We start from the raw sequence: 14550 nt of genomic DNA, 5'->3' as shown, positions 1-14550 counted from the left end.
AATGATAAAGGGTCGCCCCTCGCGGGACAACCCTTTACTATACATTCGCACAAAGCGCTTTATTCTTCGATCACGTCCGCACCTTCCGCAAGAACCGTGGCCCGGTTGTTCAGGACTTCTACAAAACCCCCATGGATGTTCACGATCGCCAGGGTATTTTGTTTGTCTTTCAACACCTTCACCCGTCCTTCCTTCAGGGCACTGACCAGGGGCGCGTGTTTGTCCAGTACCTCGAAGAGGCCGGTCAAACCAGGCAGCTGTACCCCGTATACTTCTCCCGTGAAGATCTTTTTCTCGGGCGTTAATATCTCTAATTGCATAAGCTTATCCTTGAGCCGCGGCCATTAATTTTTTACCCTTCTCCACGGCGTCATCGATGGTGCCGACCAGGTTGAAAGCGGCCTCGGGGTATTCGTCCACTTCCCCGTCCATGATCATGTTGAAACCGCGGATGGTTTCCTCGATGGGTACCAGTACCCCTTTGAGACCGGTAAACTGCTCGGCCACGAAGAACGGCTGGCTCAGGAAGCGCTGCACCTTACGGGCGCGGGCCACCGTTTGCTTGTCTTCTTCGGAGAGTTCGTCCAGACCTAAGATGGCGATGATGTCCTGGAGTTCTTTATACCGTTGGAGGATGAGTTTTACGCGGTTGGCGCAGTCGTAGTGGGCGTCCCCTACGATGGCGGGAGACAGGATCCGGGAGGTGGATTCCAGGGGGTTCACGGCCGGGTAGATCCCAAGGTCGGCGATCTTACGGTCGAGTACCGTGGTGGCGTCCAGGTGGGCAAAGGTCGTGGCCGGGGCGGGGTCCGTAAGGTCATCCGCGGGCACGTACACCGCCTGTACGGAGGTGATGGAACCGTTCTTGGTAGAAGTGATCCGTTCCTGCATCAGACCCATTTCGGTGGCGAGGGTCGGCTGGTAACCCACGGCGGAAGGCATACGGCCCAGGAGGGCGGATACTTCCGAACCGGCCTGGGTGAACCGGAAGATGTTGTCCACGAAGAACAGGATGTCGCGGCCTTGTCCCTTGCCGTCCCCGTCGCGGAAGTATTCGGCGATGGTCAGACCTGAAAGGGCCACGCGGGCGCGGGCTCCGGGGGGTTCGTTCATCTGCCCGAACACGAAGGTGGCCTTGGAGTCTTTCAGCTCCTGCATGTCCACCTTGCTCAGGTCCCAGCCGCCTTCTTCCATGCTGTGCTTGAAACCTTCGCCATATTTCATGATGCCGGCTTCGATCATTTCCCTCAGGAGGTCGTTCCCTTCGCGGGTACGCTCTCCTACTCCGGCAAAGACACTGAGACCGGCGTAAGCCTTGGCGATATTGTTGATCAGCTCCTGGATCAATACGGTCTTGCCCACACCGGCGCCACCGAAGAGACCGATCTTACCGCCTTTGGCGTAGGGTTCGATCAGGTCGATCACCTTGATCCCCGTAAACAGGACCTCGGTGGCCGTGCTCAGGTTTTCAAAGGCGGGCGGTTGGGCGTGGATCGGGCGGCCGCCGGTCTTGTCAACCGCTGGCATCCCGTCGATGGGGTTACCGGTGACGTTGAACAGGCGACCCTTGATGGACTCCCCGACGGGCATGGTGATGGCCTTGCCGGTGTCGATCACTTCCATCCCGCGAACCAGGCCTTCCGTACCGTCCATGGCGATACAACGAACGCTGTCCTCACCCAGGTGCTGCTGCACTTCCAGGACCAGCGGGTCCGCATTTTCGCGCTTCAGTTCAAGGGCGTTGAAAATTTCCGGGAGGTTGCTTTCCTTATCGAACCGAACATCGATGACCGCACCGATGATCTGCTTGATTTTACCGACATTGGGCATATATTATGTACTATTTAAGGTCTTGAAATTTTGCGCAAAGATAAGGGTTCACCACCTAATATGGAAAGGTCGTGAGCAAATTCCATTGTATTTATTAAATTGCTGATTATCAGTCAGATAGATTTCAGCAGCAGACGGACGCCCCATTTTAGCGCCGTTAGGATTCCAGCTTTTTTCAGCGCGGTGGGGAGGCCGTTTTTCGCGCCGTCCTCTTTTTTGATAAAAAACAGGTCAATGAGCGATTTGCCCGCGCCCAGGACCGTATTGGTAACCCCTCCGGAGAGAAGGGGAGGAACGACGTATTTGACCCCGGTATAAAAAAGTTGTCCCGGCAGCTCCTGCAGCCGCTCCTTCAGCAAGGCTTCGTCCTCCTTGACCCTCTTGCGGACCACTTTACGGGCCGCCGCCAGTTCCTCAATGTTCGTGATGTTCATCTTCTTCTTCGTCATTTGATTGTGGATCAAAAACCGTTTTGATGACGAGGTTGATGAGGTAAGGAAAAATATACTTTTTCCGCACCGCCAGCAGGACGACAAAAAGGAGCACATAAAAACCCGCGATGATCCCAAAGCCATAAAACTGGCTCCCCGTCAGCTCGGCGAAATAATACCCCGCCATAATGCTCACGAATAATAAAATGAAGAAAAAAAGAAGCCCCAGCACCATTCCCGTGACAAAATGCGCCGCCAGTTTGGCACCTTTTTCTGCCGCATCGATCCGGATCAGCAAAAGCCGGTCCTTGATGTAGCGCTCGATGAGTTCTTCCGTTTCCGCAAAGAACTGCTCCTTGCGCCCTTTTTCGCCCTCCATTTTACGCAGGTTTGGTATAGTGTTTCACCTTCTCTTCCAGGTCTTCCGCCATCTTTTTCCCCTTATCTATAGCCTCTTTGAACTCCTCTTCGAGGTCGGAGGCCGTTTCTTTGATGCGCTCCAGGATTTCCTTGCCTTTGTCGGTCGTGAGCAGGATCCCCAGGACCGCGCCTGCGGCGGCGCCCACGATGAATCCGAGCAATAATTTGGAGTTGTTGGACATACTCGTTGGATTTTGAATACCTTAAATGTAAACAATCCATCCGGCAAAAACGTTGCCGGGATTGGGGGGTATGCCTGGGCGGCCTTCGGCCGCCGCCCGAAGGGGGCCCTGAAAGGGCCCGACCGTAGGTCATTAGCGGGGATTTCGGCCGCGGACTAATTTTTGACAAGTAGTCCGCGGCCGAAATCCTAAATTGCCCTACTAAATCGTCTGACAATGCAATTGATCGAGGTTCTGGGCAAGGATACGGCCAGGGCTTTTATGGAGGTGAATGAGGCATTGAACAGGGGCAATCCTAAGTACATACGGCCCTTGGACAAGGACATCGAAGACGTGTTCGATCCGGCCAAAAACAAAGCCTACCGGCAGGGAACGTGTATACGCTGGCTGCTGCAGGACGCTTCGGGGAAATATATCGGAAGGATCGCCGCCTTTGTCAATAAGAAATACAAGAACAAAGGAGACGAACAACCCACCGGGGGCATGGGTTTTTTCGACTGTATCGATGACCAGGCGGCGGCCAACCTGTTGCTCGACGCCGCCCGGGACTGGCTGTATGCGCAAGGGATGGAAGCCATGGACGGCCCCATCAACTTCGGGGAGCGGGACCGCTGGTGGGGACTCATCACCCAGGGGTTTCACGAACCGATGTACGGGATGAACTTTAACCCGCCCTACTACAAAACGCTCCTGGAGAACTACGGGTTCCGTCCCTTTTTTGACCAGATCTGTTTTTCCATGAAGGTCAAAGACCCCCTCCAGGAAAAATTCTATAAAAGACACGCCGAACTGTCCAAACAACCTGGTCTTTCCGCCCGCCATATCCAAAAGGACCAGTTGGATAAATACGCCACCGACTTCGTCACCGTATATAACAAGGCCTGGAAAAGCCACGGGGGCGGGAAGGACCTCCACCGCGACCAGGCCAGGGCCATGTTCCGCAAAATGAAGCCCGTCCTGGACGAGCGGCTGATCTGGTTCGTTTACCACGACGAGGACCCCATCGCCTGCTGGATTAACATCCCCGAGCTCAACCAGTATTTCCGCCACTTCCATGGCCGGTTGGGCCTGCTGGAAAAACTCCGCTTCGTATACCTGAAGTGGCGGGGCGCCTGCACCAAGTTCACCGGCCTCGTCTTTGGTGTCATCCCCGAATGGCAAGGCCGGGGAGTGGATGCCTATCTGATCGTCGAAGGCGCCAAGGTCGTCCAGCGGCCCGATATTCCCTATGTCGACTATGAAATGCAGTGGATCGGGGATTTCAACCCGAAAATGATCAACGTGGCCGAAAGCCTCGGTACCTACCGGAGCCGGGTGCTGACCACGTACCGCTTTCTCTTCGACCGCACGAAAACGGTGAAGAGGCATCCGATTTTGGAGTAAATTTGCAGTCCAGGCGCCCGGAGGGCGCCGGCCGAAGGCCCATCATTAGCGGTGATGCGCCTTACGGCTACATTTAAAATTTAGCCGTAAGGCGCATCGCATGAGCCAGTTTATTGTCTCCGCCAGAAAATACCGCCCGCAGACCTTTGACACCGTCATCGGCCAGGGACACATCACCACGACCCTCAAGAACGCCATCCGCACCAGGCAGTTGGCGCACGCCTTTCTTTTTTGCGGGCCGAGGGGGGTCGGCAAAACCACCTGCGCCCGTATCCTGGCTAAAACCATCAACTGCGAAAACCTGCAACCCGACGGGGAAGCCTGCGACAAATGTACCAGTTGCCGGACGTTTAACGAAGGCACGTCGCTCAACATCCACGAACTCGACGCCGCCTCCAACAACTCCGTGGACGACATCCGCGCCCTGGTCGAACAGGTCCGGTTCGCCCCCCAGGCCGGCAAATACAAGGTATATATCGTGGATGAAGTCCACATGCTCAGCTCTTCGGCCTTTAACGCCTTTCTGAAAACCCTGGAAGAGCCCCCCTCCTACGCCATTTTTATCCTGGCGACCACGGAAAAACACAAGATCCTGCCGACCATCCTTTCCCGTTGCCAAACCTTTGACTTCAAAAGAATTACCATAAGGGATACGGTCGAACACCTGGAAGACATCTGCCAGCGTGAAGATATCACAGCGGAAAAGGCCGCCCTGCAGGTGATCGCCCAGAAAAGCGAGGGCTGTATGCGGGATGCCCTCAGCATCATGGACAAGATCGTGAGTTTTACCAGCGGGCACCTGGAATACGCCAACACCCTGGAACACCTCAATATCTTAGACGACGACTATTATTTCCGCCTGCTCGATTATATGCTGGCGCAGGACCTTTCCGGGGCCCTGCTGCTCTACGACGACATCAACCGCAAAGGCTTCGAGGGCGACCTCGTCCTCGGCGGCATGGCTGAGTTCCTTCGTAACCTCCTGGTATGCAGGGACGAAAAGGTCCTGAACCTCCTCGACGTCGTCGAAACCTTCCGGGACAAATACAAGGCGGCGTCTGCCAAGGTCGATTCAGGCCTTTGCATCAGCGCCCTCAACGTGCTGAACGAAGCCGAGCTCACGTATAAAGGCGCCCGCAACAAGCGGCTGCACGTCGAATTAACCCTGATCAAGCTCACCTACCTGGCGCAGGCCCTCGAACTCGTACAGGAAGGCCCGGAGGGGTTGTCAAAAAAAAAACTGAGTGAGGCCCCGCTGGGGTTCCGGACGCAGCCGATTGTGGCGGCCCGCGTGAGCGGGGCGCCCGCGAAAACCGGCGGGGCGCCTGCGGTGGGCGCCGTCGCCGGGGGTGCGTCCGCCGGAGGGCCCGCAACAGGGAGCGCGCGGCTGACGGTAGAGACGCCGGGCACGGCCGCCGCTCCGTCGAGCGCGACGGCCGCCACGGCACCGCCTGCGGCGAAGACGCCACCGGTGACGGCCACGAGGCCCGCGGCCGGCCCTTCAAGTGCGGTGCCCCCGACCACCGCGGCCCCCGCGCCGTCACCCGGCCCGCGGCCCGAGCCCTCCGAGTCCGGCGGCAAGCTCAATTCCTTGCACAAGCTGCGCCAGCAAATCGCCTCCCAGCAAAAGAACGCCTCAGAAAGTCACCCCCTGACGCTGCCGTTCCTCACGGAAGCATGGCAGAAGTACATCATCCTGCTGCAGGAGCGGAAAAACCACTCCGCCGTGACGAATTTCAAACTGGCGGAGCTGCGTATCGTGGACGAACAGACGTTCGAGATCATCACCGGCGCGAACATCCAGCAAAAGTTTATCGAACAGGAAAGGGCCTTGCTGATCGAACACATTCAAACCTTTTTTAATAATAGGAAACTGACCTTCCAGGTGCTCGTGGAAGAAACGGAGGCGCCCCCTGTTCCCACGGAACGGCCCCTAAATACGAAGGAACTTTTTCAACAGATGAGCCATCAATACCCCCTGGTCAAAGAGCTGAAAGACCGGCTGAAGCTGGACCTGGACTACTAAGAGCGGTGCAGCGCCCAATTGATTTTGGGCAGGTATTTGATTTTGATTTAATTTCACGCCACAATTAAAATACTCAATAGTTTTTATGGCAGAAGTGATACGAATGCCCCTGCTGAGCGATACCATGACCGAAGGGAAGATTGTTCAATGGAACAAAAAGGTTGGAGATAAGGTCAAAAGCGATGACGTACTGGCTGACGTAGAAACCGACAAGGCTACGATGGAAGTCGTGGGCTATGCAGACGGTGTTTTATTATACATAGGCGTACCCGACGGACAGGTCGCCAAGGTGAACGACATCATCGCCATCGTCGGGAAGGCCGGTGAAGACTATAAGCCGCTGCTGGCAGGTGGCACCGCACCCGCTGCCCCGGCTGCCGCCCCTGCGACACCCGCGGCAAGTGCCCCCGCGGCCGGCGCACCCGCGGTGTCCCCGGAAAGCCTTGGCGCCACGGTGATCCGCATGCCGCTTTTGAGCGACACGATGACAGAAGGCAAGATTGTTACCTGGAATAAAAAAGTAGGGGATACCGTAAAAAGCGACGACGTCCTTGCCGACGTGGAAACCGACAAGGCGACCATGGAAGTGGTGGGGTATGCCGCAGGAACCCTGCTCTATATCGGTGTTCCCGAAGGCCAGGCGGCCAAGGTGAACGACATCATCGCCATCGTTGGGAAGGCGGGGACGGATGTCACTGCCCTGGTGGCTTCCCTGAATAGCGCACCCGCAGCGGGTGGCGCGCAAGCCGCACCGGCTGCGGGCAGCGCACAAGCTGCAACCGGCTCCGCGGCCGCACCGGCCGGGCAAGCCGCTGCAAGTGGAAGCGCAAGCGCCGCCGAAAGCGACAACGGCCGCCTGAAGGCCTCCCCCCTGGCCCGTAAGATCGCCGCCGACAAAGGCATCAGCCTTTCCGACGTCTCCGGTTCCGGGGATGGCGGCAGGATCATCAAACGCGACATCGACCAATACGTACCGGCCGCGAAAACGGCTGCACCCGCCGCTGCCAAGGGTGGGGCGCCAGTGCCCGCCTTCAGCGCCGCCCCCGGTGCGGAAGGGTATACGGACCTCCCCAATTCGCAAATGCGTAAGGTGATTGCCCGCCGGTTGGGGGAAAGCATGTTCACTGCTCCGCACTTCTATCTCAAGATCGAGGTGAATATGGACAATGCGATCTCGGCCCGCAAGGCACTCAACGAGATCAGCCCCGTAAAGATCAGCTTCAACGACCTCGTCATCAAGGCGTCCGCCATGGCCCTACGTCGTCACCCGGCGGTCAATGCCAGTTGGATGGGCGACTTTATCCGCCAATACAGCCACGTCCATATCGGGAGCGCAGTGGCCATAGAAGACGGGTTGATCGTACCGGTCATCCGTTTTGCCGACCAGAAATCGCTCAGCCAGATCGCGTCCGAAGCAAAAGACCTGTACGAAAAGGCAAAGAACAAAAAACTCCAGCCGAACGAATTCTCCGGGAACACCTTTACCATTTCCAACCTGGGGATGATGGACATCGAGGAATTCACGGCGATCATCAACCCGCCCGACAGCTGTATCCTCGCCGTAGGTAAGATCGAGGAGAAAGTCGTCAGGACCGCCGATGGTTTTGGCGTCATCAATGTCATGAAGCTCACGCTGAGCTGCGACCACCGTAGTGTTGACGGTGCCGTTGGGGCCGCTTTCCTCCAGACACTGAAAAAGTTCCTGGAGAACCCGGTGGCCATGCTCGCTTAAGGAATAATGTATGGAAAAATAGGAAAGAGGGCTTTCGGCCCTCTTTTTTTGTGTCCGTCCAAACCGATTTCGCCTGTCCTGCGTAGATACTATTGTCGGACATTCTCAATAAACACTTTTTTTATGAAGCGAATTTTCAGCCTATTCGTAGGCGCGGGACTCTTATTTTCCGCTGTGAACACCTTTGCGCAAAAGACCGTCGAAGTGGGCGGCGCCGCGATGTATCCTACCAAGGATATCGTCGACAACGCGGTCAATTCAAAGGACCACACGACGCTGGTGTCGCTGGTCAAAGCGGCCGGCCTTGTATCTACGTTGAAGGGGCCTGGTCCGTTTACTGTTTTTGCCCCCACCAATGAAGCCTTTGCCAAATTGCCTTCGGATGTCGTCGATGACCTGATGAAACCGGAGAACAAGGCACAGCTCACCAAAGTACTGACCTACCACGTGGTGCCGGGCAGGATCGGTTCCAAGGCACTGGTGCGGATGATCCGGCGCGCCGGTGGCAAAGCCACGCTGAAAACGGTACAAGGGGATAACCTTTACGCCTCCGCGGAGGGAGGAATGATCACCCTCTGGGACGAAAGCGGGAACAAATCCATGATCACCATCGCCGATGTGGAGCAATCCAACGGGGTCATCCATGTCGTCGATACGGTGCTGATGCCAAAATAACTATATCCGCTAGTCTTATCCTCAGTGGCCGCCTCCGTCGGGGGGCGGCTTTCTTATGAGATAGCACGCATCCCTCTTTGCCGTAAATACGTTATTTTACGGTATGTTCCGCTCGACCGTGCAATTGCTGAGGCTCCCCTTTTCCTTCTTCCTGCTGCCCGTTTACCTCTTTGCGTTGAGCCAGGTAAAGGACCCGGCACCGGTCAGGGCTTTGCTGATCTTTGTTATCTGGCACCTGCTGGTGTATCCGGCGAGCAATGGGTACAACAGCTATATGGACCGGGACACGGGGCCCATCGGGGGGCTGAAGGCGCCGCCGATGCCGACGCCCTGGCTGTTCCGGGTCACCCTGGCCATGGATGTCCTGGCGGTCATATTAAGCTTCTGCGTCAGCCCGGTATTTGGGTGTTGTTGCCTGGCCTATATCGGGGCGAGCAGGGCGTACAGCTACCGGGGGCTGCGGCTGAAACGGTTTCCCTGGCTGGGGTATGGAACGGTGGTGGTTTTTCAGGGCGCTGTGGTGTTTGCGGCCACCTATCACGGGTGCTCGCGGGACCTGACGCTGCATATACCGGTGGCACCGGTCGTGGCAAGCAGCCTGCTGATCGGGGGGTTTTATCCGCTCACCCAGGTATACCAGCACGAGGCGGATGCCCGGGACGGGGTGCGCACCGTGAGCGCGGTACTGGGGTATACGGGCACCTTTTTGTTTTGCGGTCTCGTTTACCTGGCGGGGTTTGCGGTTCTGGCACTATATTTCGCGCGAATACATCAGGTGATACGGTTTCTAAGCATCCAGGCATTCTTTTTACCCGTACTTATATATTTTGTAGCCTGGTTCTCGGGCGTACGGAAGGACCACCGGAAGGCGGACCATGTCCATACGATGCGGATGAACTGGCTTGCGGCGGCCGCGGCCAATGCGGCTTTTGGAACACTTTTAATTTGGTCCCAGTTTGAGTAAGATCATTGCCATAGGCACCGGGGTCCCGCCCCACGCACACACGCAAGACGAGGTCCTTGGGTTTATGCAGCGCATACACGCCAGCAGCGCCGAAGAGGCGCGCAAGATGAAGTTTCTTTACCGCCATTCGGGGATCGATACGCGGTACTCGGTCGTACCGGACTATCACCTCCCGGCCGCCGAGTGGACCTTTTACTCCCCGTCGGAAAACCTGGAGCCCTTCCCCTCTACGGAAAAACGCATGCAATGGTATGGCCGTCATGCCCCCGTGCTCGCCGTACAGGCGATCCGCTCCTGTCTGGAGGGGTTGGAAGATCCGGGCGCCCTTACCCACCTCATCACGGTGAGCTGTACCGGTATGAGCGCACCGGGGCTGGACCTGCAGATCATGGAGGCCATGCAATTGCCGACCTCGATCTTCCGAAGTTCGGTCAACTTCATGGGGTGCTATGCCGCCATCCATGGTTTGAAGTGGGCAGACGCCATTTGCCGTTCCGACCCGGACGCCAAGGTCATGGTGGTCTGCGTGGAATTGTGTACGCTCCACTTCCAGTCGGAAGCGACAAAAGACAATATCTCGTCGGCGATGTTGTTTGCCGACGGGGCGGCGGCGGTGCTGGTGACCCCGGACACGGATCCCAGGGGAGGCTTCCGCCTGGAACAGTTTCATAGCGAGGTGTCCCTCCAGGGGAAAAGCGATATGGCCTGGGATATCACCTCATCAGGATTCCAAATGACGCTAAGCAGCTATATTCCGGACCTCGTAGAAGCGGACTTTGCGTCCCTGGTGGACCGGGCCCTGAAGAAGGCAGGTCTGGGCGTGCCGGATATCCGGCATTGGTGTATCCACCCCGGGGGGAAGCGGATCCTGGAGGCCATCGGGCAAAGCCTGCACCTGGCGGACGGGGAGCTGGACCCCAGCTATGCCGTCATGCGGGCTTATGGCAATATGTCTTCCCCTACGCTGCTTTTCGTGCTGCAGCGCATACAGGAGGGGCTTCGCGGCGGCAACGCCGGGGGCGGCAACGCCGGGGGCGGCAACGCCGGGGGCGGCGCCGGGCACGCTATCAGCGGCGGCGCCGGCCCAGCCGTCGAATATGTATTTGCCGCGGCCTTCGGCCCGGGGCTGACCATGGAAACCTTTATTGCTTCGGTCGTATGAGTTTCCGCCGTCGACTCGATCGCCTCGAACTCCTGGATGCGCCGGATATACCGGAAGCGGACCTGGAAAGAAACCTCGTCGAGCTGGACGTGATTAACCGCTACCTCGGCGGCCACCGCATCACCCTGGAAGGCATGGGACGCCTGACGCGGACGCCGGAGGCCAAACGCATCTTAGAGAAGCGGCCTCTTCGGGTATGCGAGATCGGTTGCGGGGGCGGGGATAACCTGCTGGTCATCGATCGTTGGGCAAAAGCAAAAGGGATCTCCCTCCAGATCATTGGTGTCGACCTGAAAGAAGTTTGTACCCGCTTTGCCCGCGGCAAGGATTGGTCCTTCCCCACACAATGGATCACCGGCGACTATAAAGCGGCGCGCATGGAGGTCCCACCCGATATATTGTTTTCGTCTCTTTTCTGCCACCACTTTCCGGACGCCGACCTACCCGGGATGTTGCAGTGGATGCATGCACAGGCTGCGGTGGGGTTCTTTATCAACGACCTGCACCGGCACCCGTTGGCCTATCACTCCATCAAATGGCTGACCCGCGCGTTTTCCCGCTCGTACCTGGTTCGCAACGACGCGCCTTTATCCGTCCAACGGTCTTTTCATAAAGCGGATTGGGAGCACTACCTTTCCCAGGCGGGTCTTGACAAGGCGCAGATCAAGTGGCAATGGGCCTTTCGCTGGCTGGTGATCGTACCGAAATAATGTCCGCGGTTTTGCCATATCAGGTAGCCCTCATCGGAGGTGGCCTTGCGGGGTTAAGTCTTTCCATCACGCTCGCGCAAAAGGGATACCGTGTGATCGTTTTTGAGAAAGAGACGTATCCCCTGCACCGGGTCTGCGGTGAATACGTCAGCATGGAAAGCCATCCCTTCCTCGAAAGGCTGGGACTCTCCCTGGACGCGTTTCCCCGCATCCACACCCTAACGGTCACCGCGCCTGACGGTTATACGCTCACCCATCCCCTGGACATGGGCGGTTTTGGGATCAGCCGGTACACCCTGGACGCCCTGCTCGCGGGAAGGGCCGTGGCCGCCGGCGTAACCCTGCGAACGGGTTGTACCGTCACCGCGGTCGCCTTTGACGACTCGGGCTTTATGATCGAAGCCGGTGGAGAAACCACCAGGGCGCTGGCGGCCGTCGGCAGCTTTGGCAAACGCAGTAACCTCGACGTCCGGATGCAACGGCCTTTTGTACAGCGCAAGGACCGGCGGCTCGACAATTTTATCGGGGTGAAATACCACATACGTGTGGATCTTCCCCCCGGTCAGATCGCCCTTCATAATTTCCGGGACGGCTATTGCGGTGTATCCGCCGTCGAAAACGGCCTACACTGTTTATGCTACCTGACCACCGCGGCCAACCTCAAACGGGGCGGCGGGTCCATCCGTCAGATGGAGGAAAACATCCTATGCGCCAATCCCCACCTCCGCGCCCTTTTCACAAAAGCGCATTTTGAATGGGACAAACCCGTGACCATCGCCCAGATCAGCTTTGCTCCAAAGGATCCCGTAGAAGGACACCTACTCATGGTGGGTGACGCGGCGGGGCTGATATCCCCCCTTTGCGGAAACGGGATGAGCATGGCCTTCCGGGCGGGACAGCTCGCCGAAGCCGTCCTGATCCCTTTTTTAAGGGGTGACATTACCCGCGCGGAAATGGAGAAACAATACCGCCTGGCATGGAATATGCACTTCTCCAACCGGTTAAAGGCTGGTCGTCTTATCCAGTCGCTTTTCGGCAAACCCTGGACGACCAAATTATTTTTAAAAGTATTAAAGCCTTTTCCGATATTAACGAGGGGAATTATACGCAAAACGCATGGAAACGCGTTTTAGCCGATACTATACTTGGATGCGCTCATGAAGAAATTACTGGTGGTCATGCTGGGAATGTCGGCCCTATCCCATGCCCTGGCCCAAAACTATCAGGCTTTGCACGGGTCTCCCTATTCCGGGAGCTTGAGCAATGACTACAATCCGGCCGCCATTCTTAATTCCCCGTATACCTGGGACCTTACGCTTTTGGGTGTGCAGGGGAAGTTCCTGACCAACTCCTTCAACGTCACCAACGCATCCCTGCTCCATATACCGGATACCTTTGTCGTCAAGGTCCACAGCGGCACTTTTTCACGGAATTTTATGGGCTCGGTGGACCTTCACCTGTTGAACGGTCGTATATCCATCAACCGGCGCTCCGCATTCGGGTTTGGGCTAAACATGCGTAATTATGTACGGGTCAGTACCAGTTCCTTTAATTATAACGACAGCACCAAAAAAACGGGGAGCTTTTTTACCGCCAACGAAGGCAACCTTCCCTTAAGCGCCAACGTGGTCCAGTCCAGCTGGCTGGAGGGCTACCTTACCTACGCCCACGTGTTGTACGAGGACGACGGTGCCCGTTTGCAGATCGGGGGTACCCTGAACATCACCCGTTCCTTATCAGGGGGATATGCTTTTGCATCCAGCGGCACCTATATCCCTGATGCCAGCGGCGGTTACCAGATCACCAATATTGCCGCCCAATACGGTTATTCCTCCAACTACAACAACTGGAAAAACGGCAGTCCGGCGACCGACGAAATAAAAGAGGCCGTCAAGAGGGGCCGCATGGGCGCCTCCGTAAGCATAGGCGGCGAATACGTTCAAAAGAGCGGAGAAGACTGGGGCAAAGAAGAAAAATCGGGGACAGACGCCTACATCTGGAAACTAGGCGTCGCGCTGCTCGACATGGGCACCAACCAATACACCTACGGGAACGCAAGCGCCGTCTTCTCCGGGATCAAGGGCGTCGTTACCGACTCGATGCTCAACACCACCTTTGGCAAAATCCAGTCTGTCCCGCAGTTCTCCGACTCTGTCCGGGCCAAGGTCGCCAACTTCAACTATATCGGCGGCCGTTTCAACATCGCGACGCCCGCCCGCCTGGTCGTCAACCTGGACGAGCGATTCAGCGGCTACTGGGCCGTCGACGGCGAACTGTCCATCAACATGACGGGTATCCACTCCACTCTTGCCAGCGTCCAGGAGCTCAACCTGCTGACCATTACGCCGCGCTGGGAGAAATCCAGTCTCGGCGCTTACCTCCCCATCGAGGTGACCGACCAGGGTCACTTCTGGGTCGGCGGTGCGATCAAGGCCGGTCCGGTTCTGCTGGGCTTTCACAACCTCGCGTGGCTGGTGTCCAAAAAAGCTATGCCTAACGGGGGCGGGTATCTCGCCATCATCATCCACCCGGGCGCCCACGAAGGGGATGGGCTGGCGTGCCCAAGAGTCAAATTCTGACCTTTTATTTGTCGTATCTTTGCCCTATGGCGAAGAAAACATTGGTCATCGGCGCCTCGGACAATCCCACCCGGTACAGCTACCTGGCGGTTCATAAGCTGGTGGAACACGGGCAACCCGTGGTCGCGCTGGGGAAACACACGGGGACCGTCTCCGGCGTACCCATCGTGACAGAAAGACCGGCCGACAATGACTTCGACACGGTCACCCTTTACCTCAACCCCGAGCATCAAAAAGAGTACTACGACTATGTACTTTCGCTGAAGCCGAAACGTCTTATCTTCAACCCCGGCGCCGAGAACGAACCGTTCGCTGAAATGGCCGCCGCTGCCGGGATTCAGCCCATGGAGGCGTGCACGTTAGTGCTCCTCAGCACCGGGCAGTTTTAGCCCGTGTCATATTACCATTCCGTTAAAGTGAGGCTGGCGTTAGTTTTTTCCGTAAATTGGGGAAACC

15 protein-coding genes are annotated in these 14550 nt (G+C 57.1%); 10 read left to right on the top strand and 5 right to left on the bottom strand.

What is annotated here, in order from left to right:
- Window positions 1-59: 59 nt before the first annotated feature.
- The 5 genes from atpC to EDB95_RS06165 all read right to left on the bottom strand — a co-directional run bounded on the left by atpC (window position 60) and on the right by EDB95_RS06165 (window position 2863).
- Window positions 60-320 carry an ATP synthase F1 subunit epsilon gene (gene atpC, locus EDB95_RS06185; protein WP_133991621.1) on the bottom strand — a complete coding sequence of 87 codons (261 nt, stop codon included), beginning with the start codon at window positions 318-320 and terminating at the stop codon, window positions 60-62.
- Between the two features lie 4 nt (window positions 321-324).
- Window positions 325-1830: a F0F1 ATP synthase subunit beta gene (gene atpD / locus EDB95_RS06180; protein WP_133991619.1), complete on the bottom strand. Its 1506-nt coding sequence runs from the start codon at window positions 1828-1830 to the stop codon at window positions 325-327.
- 113 nt (window positions 1831-1943) lie between these two features.
- Entirely contained in the window at window positions 1944-2279 is a 336-nt protein-coding gene (locus tag EDB95_RS06175) for a hypothetical protein (RefSeq protein ID WP_133991617.1), read from the bottom strand.
- Window positions 2245-2640 carry a phage holin family protein gene (locus EDB95_RS06170; protein ID WP_133991615.1) on the bottom strand — a complete coding sequence of 132 codons (396 nt, stop codon included), beginning with the start codon at window positions 2638-2640 and terminating at the stop codon, window positions 2245-2247. The genes EDB95_RS06175 and EDB95_RS06170 overlap by 35 nt, the downstream gene beginning before the upstream one ends.
- Before the next feature lies 1 nt (window position 2641).
- Window positions 2642-2863 carry a YtxH domain-containing protein gene (locus EDB95_RS06165; RefSeq protein ID WP_133991613.1) on the bottom strand — a complete coding sequence of 74 codons (222 nt, stop codon included), beginning with the start codon at window positions 2861-2863 and terminating at the stop codon, window positions 2642-2644.
- A gap of 216 nt (window positions 2864-3079) precedes the next feature.
- Between EDB95_RS06165 and EDB95_RS06160 the strand changes: the two genes are divergently transcribed.
- The 10 genes from EDB95_RS06160 (at window position 3080) to EDB95_RS06115 (ending at window position 14483) form a co-directional block, all read left to right on the top strand.
- On the top strand, window positions 3080-4246 hold the full coding sequence (locus EDB95_RS06160; protein ID WP_133991612.1) for a hypothetical protein: 1167 nt from the start codon (window positions 3080-3082) through the stop codon (window positions 4244-4246).
- 100 nt (window positions 4247-4346) lie between these two features.
- Window positions 4347-6272: a DNA polymerase III subunit gamma/tau gene (locus tag EDB95_RS06155; RefSeq protein WP_133991610.1), complete on the top strand. Its 1926-nt coding sequence runs from the start codon at window positions 4347-4349 to the stop codon at window positions 6270-6272.
- Window positions 6273-6357: 85 nt separating this feature from the next.
- Window positions 6358-8004, top strand: a complete 1647-nt coding sequence (locus EDB95_RS06150; protein WP_133991608.1) for a pyruvate dehydrogenase complex dihydrolipoamide acetyltransferase — start codon at window positions 6358-6360, stop codon at window positions 8002-8004.
- A gap of 123 nt (window positions 8005-8127) precedes the next feature.
- Complete coding sequence (locus EDB95_RS06145) at window positions 8128-8679, top strand: fasciclin domain-containing protein (RefSeq protein WP_133991606.1); 552 nt, start codon at window positions 8128-8130, stop codon at window positions 8677-8679.
- A gap of 103 nt (window positions 8680-8782) precedes the next feature.
- A complete protein-coding gene (locus EDB95_RS06140) occupies window positions 8783-9643 on the top strand; it encodes a UbiA family prenyltransferase (protein ID WP_246073542.1) in 861 nt (286 codons plus the stop codon).
- Window positions 9636-10805, top strand: a complete 1170-nt coding sequence (locus tag EDB95_RS06135; protein ID WP_133991604.1) for a type III polyketide synthase — start codon at window positions 9636-9638, stop codon at window positions 10803-10805. The genes EDB95_RS06140 and EDB95_RS06135 overlap by 8 nt, the downstream gene beginning before the upstream one ends.
- The gene (locus tag EDB95_RS06130; protein ID WP_133991603.1) at window positions 10802-11515 is read left to right on the top strand and encodes a methyltransferase domain-containing protein; all 714 of its coding nucleotides are present in this window, start codon (window positions 10802-10804) and stop codon (window positions 11513-11515) included. Before EDB95_RS06135 ends, EDB95_RS06130 begins: the two co-directional genes overlap by 4 nt.
- Before the next feature lie 11 nt (window positions 11516-11526).
- Window positions 11527-12648, top strand: coding sequence for an NAD(P)/FAD-dependent oxidoreductase (locus EDB95_RS06125; RefSeq protein ID WP_211352052.1), 1122 nt, complete (start codon window positions 11527-11529; stop codon window positions 12646-12648).
- 24 nt (window positions 12649-12672) lie between these two features.
- Complete coding sequence (locus EDB95_RS06120) at window positions 12673-14094, top strand: hypothetical protein (RefSeq protein WP_133991599.1); 1422 nt, start codon at window positions 12673-12675, stop codon at window positions 14092-14094.
- A 26-nt stretch (window positions 14095-14120) separates the two neighbouring features.
- Window positions 14121-14483, top strand: coding sequence for a CoA-binding protein (locus tag EDB95_RS06115; RefSeq protein WP_133991597.1), 363 nt, complete (start codon window positions 14121-14123; stop codon window positions 14481-14483).
- Window positions 14484-14550: the final 67 nt, after the last annotated feature.

The organism is Dinghuibacter silviterrae, assembly GCF_004366355.1.
Taxonomy (GTDB): domain Bacteria; phylum Bacteroidota; class Bacteroidia; order Chitinophagales; family Chitinophagaceae; genus Dinghuibacter; species Dinghuibacter silviterrae.
This window is presented reverse-complemented; position numbering and strand designations above follow the sequence as displayed.

Excerpts from the sequence above, each read along its gene's own strand:
- atpD (WP_133991619.1), bottom strand. The coding sequence starts at position 1,830 with ATGCCCAATGTCGGTAAAATCAAGCAGATCATCGGTGCGGTCATCGAT.
- EDB95_RS06175 (WP_133991617.1), bottom strand. The coding sequence starts at position 2,279 with ATGACGAAGAAGAAGATGAACATCACGAACATTGAGGAACTGGCGGCG.
- EDB95_RS06170 (WP_133991615.1), bottom strand. The coding sequence starts at position 2,640 with ATGGAGGGCGAAAAAGGGCGCAAGGAGCAGTTCTTTGCGGAAACGGAA.
- EDB95_RS06120 (WP_133991599.1), top strand. The coding sequence starts at position 12,673 with ATGAAGAAATTACTGGTGGTCATGCTGGGAATGTCGGCCCTATCCCAT.
- EDB95_RS06115 (WP_133991597.1), top strand. The coding sequence starts at position 14,121 with ATGGCGAAGAAAACATTGGTCATCGGCGCCTCGGACAATCCCACCCGG.
- EDB95_RS06165 (WP_133991613.1), bottom strand. The coding sequence starts at position 2,863 with ATGTCCAACAACTCCAAATTATTGCTCGGATTCATCGTGGGCGCCGCC.
- EDB95_RS06160 (WP_133991612.1), top strand. The coding sequence starts at position 3,080 with ATGCAATTGATCGAGGTTCTGGGCAAGGATACGGCCAGGGCTTTTATG.
- EDB95_RS06130 (WP_133991603.1), top strand. The coding sequence starts at position 10,802 with ATGAGTTTCCGCCGTCGACTCGATCGCCTCGAACTCCTGGATGCGCCG.
- EDB95_RS06150 (WP_133991608.1), top strand. The coding sequence starts at position 6,358 with ATGGCAGAAGTGATACGAATGCCCCTGCTGAGCGATACCATGACCGAA.
- EDB95_RS06140 (WP_246073542.1), top strand. The coding sequence starts at position 8,783 with ATGTTCCGCTCGACCGTGCAATTGCTGAGGCTCCCCTTTTCCTTCTTC.
- EDB95_RS06155 (WP_133991610.1), top strand. The coding sequence starts at position 4,347 with ATGAGCCAGTTTATTGTCTCCGCCAGAAAATACCGCCCGCAGACCTTT.
- atpC (WP_133991621.1), bottom strand. The coding sequence starts at position 320 with ATGCAATTAGAGATATTAACGCCCGAGAAAAAGATCTTCACGGGAGAA.
- EDB95_RS06145 (WP_133991606.1), top strand. The coding sequence starts at position 8,128 with ATGAAGCGAATTTTCAGCCTATTCGTAGGCGCGGGACTCTTATTTTCC.